This window comes from Chitinophaga flava (assembly GCF_003308995.1).
Classification (GTDB): domain Bacteria; phylum Bacteroidota; class Bacteroidia; order Chitinophagales; family Chitinophagaceae; genus Chitinophaga; species Chitinophaga flava.
Genome location: NZ_QFFJ01000001.1, coordinates 3714035 through 3726690, shown reverse-complemented (window position 1 = coordinate 3726690; position 12656 = coordinate 3714035). Strand labels below are relative to the sequence as shown.

At 42.1% G+C, this 12656-nt stretch carries 10 protein-coding genes and 1 tRNA gene; 4 read left to right on the top strand and 7 right to left on the bottom strand.

Translation table 11 applies throughout. The annotated features are described in order from the left end of the window. Positions 1–12 precede the first annotated feature (12 nt). The 3 genes from DF182_RS15095 to DF182_RS15085 all read left to right on the top strand — a co-directional run bounded on the left by DF182_RS15095 (position 13) and on the right by DF182_RS15085 (position 1765). Positions 13–579 carry a MarC family protein gene (locus tag DF182_RS15095; protein WP_113616409.1) on the top strand — a complete coding sequence of 189 codons (567 nt, stop codon included), beginning with the start codon at positions 13–15 and terminating at the stop codon, positions 577–579. A 46-nt stretch (positions 580–625) separates the two neighbouring features. After that, positions 626–700 (top strand) — tRNA-Arg (locus tag DF182_RS15090). Positions 701–976: 276 nt separating this feature from the next. Continuing rightward, positions 977–1765, top strand: a complete 789-nt coding sequence (locus DF182_RS15085) for an SGNH/GDSL hydrolase family protein (protein WP_113616408.1) — start codon at positions 977–979, stop codon at positions 1763–1765. Positions 1766–2101: 336 nt separating this feature from the next. On the opposite strand, the gene DF182_RS15080 is transcribed toward DF182_RS15085, so the two are convergent. The 6 genes from DF182_RS15080 to DF182_RS15055 form a co-directional block, all read right to left on the bottom strand. Continuing rightward, entirely contained in the window at positions 2102–2773 is a 672-nt protein-coding gene (locus tag DF182_RS15080; protein WP_161964150.1) for a carboxypeptidase-like regulatory domain-containing protein, read from the bottom strand. Between the two features lie 29 nt (positions 2774–2802). Then, complete coding sequence (locus DF182_RS15075) at positions 2803–3540, bottom strand: carboxypeptidase-like regulatory domain-containing protein (RefSeq protein WP_161964149.1); 738 nt, start codon at positions 3538–3540, stop codon at positions 2803–2805. A 266-nt stretch (positions 3541–3806) separates the two neighbouring features. Further along, the gene (locus tag DF182_RS15070; RefSeq protein ID WP_113616405.1) at positions 3807–4598 is read right to left on the bottom strand and encodes a class I SAM-dependent methyltransferase; all 792 of its coding nucleotides are present in this window, start codon (positions 4596–4598) and stop codon (positions 3807–3809) included. 22 nt (positions 4599–4620) lie between these two features. Then, entirely contained in the window at positions 4621–5547 is a 927-nt protein-coding gene (locus DF182_RS15065; RefSeq protein ID WP_113616404.1) for a nucleotide-diphospho-sugar transferase, read from the bottom strand. A gap of 378 nt (positions 5548–5925) precedes the next feature. Continuing rightward, positions 5926–6921, bottom strand: coding sequence for an aldo/keto reductase (locus tag DF182_RS15060; protein WP_113616403.1), 996 nt, complete (start codon positions 6919–6921; stop codon positions 5926–5928). Positions 6922–6991: 70 nt separating this feature from the next. Next, on the bottom strand, positions 6992–8893 hold the full coding sequence (locus DF182_RS15055; RefSeq protein WP_113616907.1) for an ABC-F family ATP-binding cassette domain-containing protein: 1902 nt from the start codon (positions 8891–8893) through the stop codon (positions 6992–6994). Between the two features lie 266 nt (positions 8894–9159). Here DF182_RS15055 and DF182_RS15050 point away from each other — a divergent pair, with 266 nt between their 5' ends. After that, positions 9160–10848: a DUF4091 domain-containing protein gene (locus DF182_RS15050; protein ID WP_113616402.1), complete on the top strand. Its 1689-nt coding sequence runs from the start codon at positions 9160–9162 to the stop codon at positions 10846–10848. A 71-nt stretch (positions 10849–10919) separates the two neighbouring features. Here the strand turns inward: DF182_RS15050 and DF182_RS15045 are convergent, their stop codons facing one another. Continuing rightward, complete coding sequence (locus tag DF182_RS15045) at positions 10920–12506, bottom strand: hypothetical protein (RefSeq protein ID WP_113616401.1); 1587 nt, start codon at positions 12504–12506, stop codon at positions 10920–10922. Positions 12507–12656 lie beyond the last annotated feature (150 nt).

Below are 12656 nucleotides of genomic sequence, written 5' to 3'. Positions count from 1 at the left end.
TATATTTGCTGCATGTTCAGTATCGACCAAATCCTAGCTATCGCTTTTACTCTTTTTGCGGTTATTGATATTGTGGGGTCTATCCCCGTGCTGGTGTCCCTGAAGGAAAAGCTGGGGCATATTGATGCCGGTAAGGCCACACTGGCATCCGGATTCCTGATGGTATTATTTCTGCTGGTAGGAGAGAAATTCCTGCGGCTATTCAGCGTAGACGTGCACTCATTTGCGGTAGCCGGTTCCATCGTCATTTTTGTAATCGGCCTGGAGATGATCCTGGGACTTGAACTTTTCAAGAGCGGCCAGGACGTTAAATCGGGCAGTATCGTACCGATTGCTTTCCCTATGATAGCCGGTTCCGGGACCCTCACCACCATTATGTCGCTCAAAGCCAATTTCGGGGAGTACAATATCCTGGCTGGTATCCTGCTCAATCTGATCATCGTATTTATTGTGCTGCGCAGCCTCAACTACATAGAACGCTTACTGGGCAAGGCCGGACTGATGGTATTGCGTAAGTTTTTCGGGGTTATCCTGCTGGCAATTGCCGTCAAGATTTTTAAAAGTAATATCAATCTTTAATGTAATTTGGGATTTTAGAAGGGAAAATGTAACTTCGCGTTCCCTTGGCCTCGTAGTACAATGGATAGTATAAGAGTTTCCGAAGCTCCAGATTCAAGTTCGATTCTTGACGAGGCTACCAAAAACTTAATCCGCCCAATTTCAGCTTCACTGGAATTGGGCGTTTTTCTTTTACAGAGGAAAGAGCCCTATCTGCGATACCACTTTTCATTAAATATTTAAGGAATAAACGACCACCGTCCTGGATATCTTCGAAACAATTCCGGTTGTGATCCCGGTACCAGCTTAAACATGTATTAAACTTAATGATGTTTGAGTAGTCTTACCAAAAACGATGTTAATAAATTATTAATTCCCCACCCAATAGCTCATAGCTATATTAAATTTTATTAACAAAATGAAGATCACTAAAATCCAGGTAATTGGAGGTTGTCACATTGCCGGCTATGGCCTGCAGAATCAGAAGGATAATTTTGTAGACGTTCTGATGTCCTCTGTTAATTCTGAGCAAATCACGTTTGTAAAAAAAACACAGGCTTATGTTTCATTAAAAAAGTTTTTTCAGGAAGCCAACAATATTCATGAATTTTCTCCTGATATCCTATTGATACAGTTGGGGAATCACGAATTCACAATCAATCTCAGAGCAAAACTATTCTCTTATCTGAAAATCAAACAGGAGAAGAAGGTAGGCGGCGAAACCAGTCCAGCTATCCCCTACCCTCCCGGAGCAACAGTGGTCTCCAAACCAAAGTATTTTAAAATATTGGTTTATTCCTCACTAAAATTAGCATTTGATTCTTTTTTGTCCTTCACAAAAAAGAATATGCAACAAAGGGAAGTAGAGCTGAAACAATTCATAGATATATTAGATCAGTTGAATTATAACATCATTCTTTTACCACCACTCCCTTCATTAGATAGGTTCACTCAAAAATCAAGAAAATCTGCAGTTGATTTTATTAAGAACTATGACTTCAAGAATAAGAAGGTCAGGTATATAGATTCGCATGCACTAATCCCTCTTAAAAGGACGTATTTTCAGGATGGGGTCCACCTCAACAAGGAAGGTCATATGCAGGTAGCTAATAAGCTGCAATCAATATTTAATGAACTATCTACACTAAATCAATCAGAGACCTTTTTAATCAAAGATCATATTAACTTAAGTAAAATGGCTAATTAAAACCCAGTTGACCAATTCTTAAAGATAAGGGATTTTGTCAGGGACACTTGGGAAAAGTGCGGCTGTTTTGAGGCAATTTGTTTAACAATGATGATACAAATAAAGCCAGCCATATCACTACTCACAGAATAAAAATTACCAATGCAGCTGCTGACTGGCCCGACTATGCTGTTTAAAAAAGTAGAGGAACTGACCCTGTATATTATTCAGCAACAGGAATAAATTACAACACTGAATGAAAGGTTAAAGAAAGTAGAAAAACAATAAATAAACGTATATACGTCTCCGGTAGTTCACGCTACAGACATGCTTTTTAAGCAGCCATTCAACTAACTTTTATTTCCAACGCCAAAGCTTTTTACTTTTATGTCTTAATTTTTGCCAGCGGGTAGGCTCACACACTACCACTTCTGTCAATCCTGTTCTAGCGGATGTCAGCTCAGTTTTCAACATATGCCCTTCCCGATATTGTGCGTTTACCAGCATCTCCTGTATGTCAAATCCAACAAAAGCAAAAACAAGGATCAGGTCCTTTCCTGCCAGAGATGGCGGTACAGAAAGCTTATAATTTCCAACACTATCTGTTAAGGCTTTGAATGCTGTGCCTTTCAAAGTAACCGTTGCTCCCGGCAGAGGATTGCCGGAGTTATCTTTTACCGTACCGGTAACGTGCTGGACTGTATCAATAGCAATAGCGTTGGTTGGGGTAGCGGTTGTTACGCCTCCTGCTGTCATCAAAAGGGCGGTGATAATCACTGCCGGCAATAACGAAGCAGCTGGCTTTTCGGCTACCAGCATACGATCCAGCTGTGTGGTGTTAAAACGGCCACAATATCTGCTGGAAGTATCCGATAAGATCTCTACTATCTGGCTATCGGAAAGTCCGGTGAAATCCACCACCACCTTATTACAGTTGCCACAAAAACGGCCGGCTCCTTCCGGAGACATACTATCCCAGGATTGTGCACATGGTTGAGGAACGGATATCTTCAATGATAACGGACGCATATACGAACATTTTATTTTAAGAGGTCTGCTTAACCGTGACTCCATAACCGGCTCCAGGCATATTTTGCTTTTTGCCAGGACCCTAGCCTGACGGCTACAACCCCACCTGCTATCACCGCATCTTCATCCAGTAATTTCGGATCGTCCTGCAGTTGTATATCCAAACGGTTTTTTCCCTCTGGCAATACTTCCTTCGTTTTGTAACCTATAAAGGAGAAAATCAGTTTCAGCGGCTTCTTGCCCAGCTTATCCGGCACAGTGAGACGGTAATTACCTTCAGGATCAGCGATAACGCCTACACGGCTCTTTTTAATCCTTACCGATACAAATGGAATTGGGACACCCTGCATATCCGTTATTTTACCGGTAATGACAACAGCCGTATCTGCGATTTCATTTGTAGCTATCGCCGGAGCATGGTCTGCCACCTGTGTCTCCATTGGATGAGGTTCCCGGGGCATGGCGGATGCTCCTTCCGCGGCGAAGCTTGCTGCCAGGGCAGTTCCCAGCATGGCGGCAGGTATAAAGGCTGGAGACTTTTTATTCTGTATCAGGACGCGCTCCAGTTGAGAAGCCTTAAAACGGCCACAGTGGCTCTTGGAAGTATCAGCCAGTATACTAATGATCTGGTTATCGGAGAGTTGAGAAAAATCGACGACTGTTTTGTTGCAGTTGCTGCAATAGCGGCCTGCGCTATTGGGTGCCATCTTTTCCCAGGGTTGCTGGCAGGGATGCGGGACAGATACAGACAGGGATATTTTACGCATAACGTACCAATATAGAGATAAGATACGCATTTTGTATTGAGATATCCACGCAGTACATACCGGCAGCATACAACGTGCTGGTGGCCAGCTTAAACGGAATTGCCCACCCAATACCAATTTATCCTGTTCCTCTTCAAACCTTCCGGCTACCGGACTACAGACCGATATCAAAAATGGGATTACAAATATCCAATGGATTTTTCCATATGGACATGAGTAATCCCACCACTAAAAGATGAAAATATTATTATAGCAAGGCTTCCTGCCTATTTACTGTTTAACCGGGCTCTAACATTAGAGAAATCAACAGGAAGTAGAGATGGCTGCCTGGAGAATACCAAATTATAAGCTTTACTTACTTTATATTTTGTCAGCAAGGAAAACATCTTTTCATTAATCTTCTTTTTAGTGAAAAGATGAATATTTATGTTATTGGTATAATAGTTAAGTGAAAATTTTTGGGCGAGCATTTCAAGTGAGTGCTGGGAATATAAGGAAACGTGTTGCCCTGTTTCCGGCACAAAGTACCACCAGTTTTCAACATTGACATCAGGCCGTGGCTGCAGTTCTGTACTAAAAAGTATATTGTCACTGAGCTTAAGCATTTTCTCCAGTTCTGCAACAGGGTCCACAAGGTGCTCGAAGACTTCAAATGCGGTGAGTAACTCAAACCGCTGGTCTTGTGGAGCATCCTGAAGATCAAAGTGCTTGGCGAAAACATTTTCGCAATACATATCCTGCCTATAAAAATCCAGTCCTTTATCCCGCATTAACCTCACAAAGACACCATAACCGCCACCATAATCCACAAACTTTTTTCGTATATCAAAAAAGCGATGCAAAATGGAATTAGTGATCGGCACGGTATAATTGTTCCGGGACAACAGCCCTAAATCCAGTGAGGTAATTGCACTTTCATAAGCTTCATTTAGCCAAAAAGGACTTTCTGTCTGTATGAATTGACACACAGGACATTTGTAATAGGTGATTTCATATTTCCCTAATATCTGGTGTTTTAGATACTCCTGGGAATCGGTGCAACAAATACGACAATTCATACAAGAAATTTATATGCAGAAATTACGTTAACAGCGATTTTTTTAGCTTACCGAGATTTTCCATCAACCTCCCTTTCAAACTGAGATAATATTTAAAACTGTCCAGCAATGTCTTCTCATCTGCCTCCAGACATGGTAAGTATATCTCAGGATGTTTTATCTCAGTCAATTCAGTAGTCGCATTATTGGCAAAAACACTATCCGTGTCCATGGTATGAGTTCCTCCCTGCCCAAAGCCAATATTGCTTACCAGGTTTTGGTTGGGGATAATACTAAGGCCATTATTCTTCCATACTGAATACACCCATTGATAATCCCAGGTATTTATTTTATTCTGAGCAGTAGTTTCAAAAATAGTTTTGTATACACGTCGCAGTTTGGAATCAGGTATAATAGATACTAAAAGATCATTGGACATAATTTCCGCCCAATCTTTCAGTTGGATATCATAGTTTAACCATGCTCTTTTCCATGTAGCCCATCCCCATACATGACAAAGTCTGGAGAAATAATAAGAAGCATTGCCACGAGTTATGCCGTTTTGGAAATTGGTTCCTCCGATGTGCATAATCCTTGTATCGTTCCTATATTTGGCGAGCATCGTTTCACAAAAACGGAAAAAAGTTGCATTGGGCAAACAATCATCTTCAAGAATGATCCCTTCTTCCTCATGCTCAAAAAACCAGGATATTGCTGTACTTACCGCAACTTTACAACCCAGGTTTTTTTCTCTGTACAAATAAGCAACTTCACAAGGCCAGTCTATTTGGCTAACAACATCCCTTGTTTGCTGACATAGTTGCGCTTCGCCTTCCTTGTCAGCTCTGGGACCATCTGCAGCAATGTATAATTTTGTTGGTTTTAATTTACTTACAACGTCAAAAACCCTTGCAGTAACATCTGGTCTGTTAAAAATCAAAAACAATATAGGTGTTTTGTACGCTGTCATGATCTCTTATCTATAAAAAGGAGTGATATATTTTGGCATTAAGGTATACCCATAACTTCTGCTCCTTCCTTCCGGAGCATGATGTAAATCCGGGTTTAATCCATCTGTTTTTTAGTAATTATCCGCGTTGCATTTGAATTTCATTATTTAATGCTGCTTATTCAAAAAAGATAATATTTATGGTTCCAGATATGCCTGTTTGGAAAAATTGTCGATGCAAAATAAGAAAATACTATTATATTTAAAGTACAGCCTGTAAAAACGTTTTAAACGTTAGCTTCAGCCTTATTCTATCCAAAAAGTTCTTATAACTTGTTATCAAGTGTTTGTACAAACACACCGGATTTGTACAAACACTTGACAACAAATCCGGGTGAACTATTTTTCCAGCACCAGCTTATTCAGTTCTGTAGTAATAAAAACAATCTCCTCTTTTGTCAGCTGTATAGCCGCTGCCTTGGCATTCTGCAGGGCTTGTTCGGCGTTCCGGGCACCTACCAGAGCAATGGTGATACCAGGTTGTTCAATCGTCCAGCGAATAACAAGTTGAGATAAGGAAGCATTTTTAGCAACTGCCAGTGGATGGAGTTTTTCCAGAAAAGCGTTAGTTCTTTTCAGATTTTCATCCTTATAGAAATAGAGACCTGCCCGGTGATCTCCAGGCGCAAACTGATGGCCTGGCTTCATTTTACCAGTCAACAGTCCTCTTTCCAACGGACTATATGCCAACACCGACAAACCATTATCTATGCAATACGGCAGATCAACAGCTTCAATATCCCGTTTCACCATACTGTAGGGGACCTGATCAGATACCAGATGTACATGCTGACGGGCTTCCTGCAGCTGATCAGCATTATAGTTGCAAACGCCGGCATAACGAACCTTTCCTTGTTTGATCAACGTTTCAACTGTATCCATGGATTCCGCAATAGGTGTTGTGGAATCTGGCCAATGTATCTGGTAGAGGTCAATATAATCTGTACCCAACCGACGAAGGCTGTCCTCACATTCCTTGATGATACTGGCTTTGCCGGCATACTTGTAAATATCGATGTCTTTGCCGTGGTTGTTCTGACTTTTGAAAGCGAAGTCACCTTGAGCTAGGTCCCAACGCATGCCGAACTTTGTCAGGATCTGTACTTTATCGCGCGGAATTCCTTTGATGGCTTCTCCCACAATCTCTTCACTGGTGCCTTGTCCATAAATAGGTGCGGTATCGATAGAAGTCACTCCTTCTTCATATGAAGCCCTGATGGCTCTAACTGCATCCTTTCGCTCTGTGCCGCCCCACATCCAACCGCCAGCAGCCCAAGCGCCAAATGTTACGACAGATACATTCAGATCTGACTGTCCTAATTGTCTGTATTCCATAGCCTGTTTTTATTTCAGAAATTAAAAAGTCCGAAGTTTACCCTCGGACTTCTGATATATAACCTTTGTATTATCCATTCAGTTCACTCAACTCCAGCCACCGCATGCCTTTTTCATCCAGCAGCTGTATCACTTCTCCGATACGATGTGTGAGTGGCTCCATTTCTTCATAAGCCAATGTTCCGCTGGACAACTTCGATTCGATCGCTTTCTTTTCCTCTTCCAGCGCCTCCATGTCTTTTTCCAGTGTTTCAAACTCCCTCTTTTCCTTGAAGGTCATTTTTCTGGAAGCATTGTCTGCTGTAGCTGTTGCTGCTATAACAGGAGTTGCTGGTTTAACCTCTTTTTTCTCTTCTGACTTGCGCTTATCCTCTTCTTTCTGCCATTCACGGTACTGGGTATAGTTACCAGGATAATCCCTTACAACGCCATTACCTTCAAATACAAACAGATGGTCCACCAGTTTGTCCATGAAATAACGGTCGTGGCTTACGATGATCACACAGCCCTGGTATTCCTGCAGGAAGTTTTCCAGGATACTGAGGGTGGGCAGGTCCAGGTCATTGGTAGGTTCGTCCAATACCAGGAAGTTGGGGTTGCGGAACAGGATAGACAACAGATGCAGCCTTCTCTTTTCCCCACCACTTAGTTTAGAGATATAGGTATATTGTTTATCACCCGGAAACAGGAACAGTTCCAGGAATTGAGCCGCGCTCACCTTGGTACCATCAGCCAGCGGGAAGTTTTCGGCAATATTTTTTACAAATTCGATTACCCGCATATCTTCTTTTACCGGCAAGCCAGACTGGGAATAGTTACCGAATACGATCGTTTCTCCCACGTTGATTTTACCGGAATCTGGCTGTTCTGTACCCAGCATCATGTTCAGGAAGGTAGACTTACCCACCCCGTTTTTACCGACGATGCCTACACGCTCTCCCTTTTTGAAGGTATAGTCGAAGCCTTTGAGAATCACATGATCTCCGTAAGCTTTATATACTTTTTTGAGCTCCAGTATTTTACCACCCAGACGGGTCATTTTTACATTGAGCTCCAGCTGTTGGTCTGCTATTCTGGTAGTAGCTTTTTCTTTTACTTCATAAAAAGCATCCTGGCGGGATTTGGACTTTGTAGTACGGGCTTTAGGCTGCTTACGCATCCATTCCAGCTCTTTACGGTAGGTATTGCGGGCTTTTTCCACGCTGGCCTTGTCCATCTCTTCACGGGAGGCTTTCCGCTCCAGATAGCTCTCGTAATCGCCTTTATAGATAAAGAGCTGTTCCTGGTCCAGCTCCATAATTTCGTTGCACACGCTGTCCAGGAAGTAGCGGTCGTGGGTAACGAGCAAGAGGGTTACTTTTTCCTGATCGAGATAGTTTTCCAGCCATTCGATCATGCTAACGTCGAGATGGTTGGTGGGCTCATCCATGATGAGCAATACATGTTTATGCTCAAACCCTATATCTATTAAAACTTTAGCCAGTGCCACCCTTTTTTGCTGTCCTCCTGAAAGAGAACCTATGGGTTGATCCAGATTATGGATATTGAGTTTGCCCAATATCTGTTTTACTTTGGAATCGAAGTGCCAGGCGTTTAGTTCATCCATACGGGCGAAGGCAGCCGTGAGTTTGTCCACATCCGGTTCATGTCCTTCTTCTGTGAGTAGTTCATACTCTTTGATGGCGTTCAGTATGGGGTTATCGTAATTGAAGATATTTTCTATGACTGATTTGGAGAGATCAAAATCGGACTGTTGCTCCAGCATTACCACAGTAACGTCCTTATGTATCCATACTTTCCCATCATCAGGAGCTTCTTTTCCCAGGATAATCTTCAGGAGCGTGGATTTACCTGTTCCATTAAGCGCTACCAGCGCTATTTTATCGCCTTCTTCTATATGAAATGAAATATTCCGGAATAATGGCTTGATACCATACGATTTGGTGAGCCCTTCTACTGTTACGTAATGCATAAGTGCGAAGTTATACATATTCGGGAAAACTCTCCCTGATCCGGAAATTATGTATTTGATATTATGATATTTTTCGTATATTCAATATAGGAATGGATGGCTGAACAGATATCCTACACCTAATGATACATCTTTTTGTTGTTCGTTCTTTTTCGGCCTTTGTCCATTATCCTTGCCCCTCTTTTGCGTTAAAATAAAAAGCCCTTGCGCATATAGCGGAAGGGCTTGTGTGTTTCTAAAAGACCCATATCCAAATCATCAAGTATATGAAAAAAATAATCTTTATATTTTCTCTTTTGTTTGGTGCGTTGGGCTGCACCTCTCAGGTTCCGGGCCCTGGGATAAGCCTGGTAGATCCTTTAAAAAAACTACTGCGTACCGATACTGATTTTGGTCCGGAAAGCGCTGTTACTGACGTGGCAAGGGGGGAAGTGGCCAGTGTACAGCTGGCTGTAAGAAGTAATACCCCAATAAAAGGTCTGAGGGCAGTGGTCACGGAGTTAAAAAATGGTAATACCAGTCTGAAAAACATACAGGTAAAGTATGTCGGGTATGTCAAGCTGGCTGCATTAGCAAAAAACCCGGCGAAAGATGTTATCAGAGCTCCGGATATGCTTTATCCCGACCCGTTGCTGGAACAGTCCGACATCAATGTGGATGCCAATACTACTCAACCGGTGTGGCTCAGCATCGATATACCGGTAAATACGCTCCCTGGTTTATATAGTGGGAAGATAAAAGTTACAGGAAATACTGCCGGAGGATCCTTTACTACCATCAAGGCATTTAGTGTACAGGTTTATCCTGTTCAGATCAAAAGTACCCGGTTATTAGTCAGTATGACCCCAGCTATTGAAAATGACAGGATGAGCAACACTGTCAATCAATTGACCCTTATCAGTAACAAAGCGAAGGTAGCGCCTTATTCAGCACAGTATTGGGCCAGTGTGCAGAAAATGGCTCAGATGATGCATGCCTACCGGCAGAATGCAATACTGGTTTATACATTGCATATAATAGATTATACACCGGACAGCAATGGCAATTTTCAATTTGACTTCAGCAAGTTTGATCAGATAATCGAAACTTTTCAGAAGAACGGGGATATCAAGAGGATCATTGGAGGCTGGCTGGGTGGTAGAAATGGAGGCTGGTATGAAGGCTTTGATCTTTTTTACTACTATTTTAAAGATGGTAAAGCCCAGTTAGGCAGCGGAAAAGTTACCAATAAAGATGTTGTAAAATTTTACCAGCAGTTCATTCCGGCTTTCATGAAACACCTGAAAGAAAAACGATGGGATAACATCTACTATCAACATTTGGTAGATGAGCCTATTGATGCCAATGCAGGTTCTTATCTGGAGATAGCGGCGTTCTTCAGGCAGCTCGCTCCTAATATGAAAACGCTGGAATCTGTTCAAACAACAAAGGTAACATCAGCGGTCAATATACCGATTCCTGTATTGGATTTTCTTGATCAAAATTATGAGTACTACCGTGTACAACAGTCTCAAGGTAAAGAGCTCTGGTTTTATACTTGCTGGTTGCCACAGGGTGAATATGCCAACCGGTTTATTGAACTTCCGCTGATTAAAACAAGATTACTTCATTGGATAAATTATAAATACAGACTCCCTGGATATGAACATTGGGCATATAATAACTGGTCTGCTAATCCCTTACAGGAAGCGGGGAGTCTACTATCAAATGGAGAAACGCTTCCGGGTGGCGACAGTTGGATTGTTTATCCGAAACAAGGCGGTTTTTTAAGTTCAATCAGACTGGAAGCCATGCGGGATGGGATTATTGATTATGAATTACTCAAAATGCTGGAAGCCCGAAAACCAGCATTGAGTAATAGTCTTGCCGGTCAGATCATTAAGAGTCTGAAATCCTACGAAACCAATATCCAGGAGTTCAGAAAAGTACGGAGGCAGCTCCTGCAGGCTCAGTAAAAAGGCTAATGCCAGGTATAATCGGGCGTTTGCTGATTATACCTGGCATTAGTAGCTTCTTTTCTTACTTATTAGAAATCGTAATAAAATTGTCTGAAGCTGCTACGTAAACCGAAGTTAAAAATCAGGTCATTCCTTGATTCAATATCATTTTTCACGCGACGAGCTGCGAGAGAGGCTTCTATACGAAGATTATACTTAGGGTTAAGCACATAGGCAATAGTTCCCTGCGCATACAACAAGTTGGTTTTCAACCCTTGTCCTATCCAGTTACCATACTCAGAAGGGTGGTCATCATATGGTTTGGAGATATCATGTCCATAGTTGGTTTTTTGATCCGGATCATCACCATAGCGGGAATACATCAGTTCTCCCCTTGCATACCAGCGTTTTAGCCGGTAGGAAGCGATTCCCAGCACTTCCCAGAAATTAGCTCCCAGCGGATGTGCCAGAGACTGATTATAGTGCTCATAGTTGATAAGCGTGCTTTTGTAGGAATAGGTGTATGGCCTTACGGCGTTCAACTCTCCCTGCAGATCGAGTTTACTGATTTTAAAAGCATCAAATGTGCGAAAGCCTAGTTGTGCCGACTGTTTATTGGCCCACCAGCCCTTACCACCAAATACTTCCTTGAGTTTAAACTCATCCAGTACCAGCTGTCCATAGATAGTTGTTTTGGGAAAGAGTTTAAACTTTGCATTCATTCCAACCAGTGCGTTATCGGAGGAGCCTTCAGAGAATTCAGCGGAGCGGAGGAAGATGATAGGATTCATATAACTCCAGTCAAAGCCTCTTTTACGGCCAGATGAGTCGGCATCGGGCCATATTACCGCGTCGAAAAGGCCAATGGTCAATCTTTTACTGACGTTCCAGTCGAGAAAATGAAAAACGCCCCATTTTTTATAATAGCCCAGATCATTATATGCTGAAGCAAAGCTTTTGCTATGTTTATCCATAAACTGAGCCCACATAGCCGTATATTGTACATTACCCAGTGTACCTGTGAGTTTCAGGTATGGATAACTGAACTGGATATCTGAGAGGATCAGTGACCGGTAGCCATCACCAATAAAATTCTGTCCATACCCCGCGGTCACGTTCAGGTATTTACTGGGTGTATAAGACAGTAACGCAGTAGCATAGTTGAAATCAAAAGCTTTACCGTTACTGTAATCTTTGATTCCTCCTTGTCCGGGGACAATTTGTTGTTTACGGATAAAGTCATCCAGATATCCAGGGAATTTGCCTTGATTTTCGAAAAAGGAAGATTCGAAATAGAACTTCTCTCCGATGTTAGCCTGAATAATGGCCCCCCTTGTGTTGAGCCAGGTAGTTCTGCTACCATCCTGCGTTTTACCTATCTGGAAGTCTGGCAGAAAGTCAATAAACACATTATAGTCCTTTGTTCTAAACTCCAGGAGGTGCTCATTGAATAGTTTGCGATGGAACAAACTGCGCCGGGTTGTGTCCGGTCGGGTATACATTGCACTTGTATCTACATGGAGAATGGGTTTTAAAGCGGTGTGGTGATTACTGGTATCCAGATATAATTCCCGTATATCCAAATAGTTATAGGGTACAATTACCGGTAATTTCTCCTGTGCATTTACTGCACTGGTAAGCAAGATGATTGCTACCGTCCAAACGAGATGCTTCATTAATTTCTTTTTGATTCTTTAAATTCCATCCAGTGCACAGAACCAGGTTCACAATATTTTTCGGGTATTAATAACCTGTAAAAAATCATACAGGGCTAATAAGCCGCAAAGATAATATTTTCGGTAAATCGTGTTGACAGTAAAGGGATA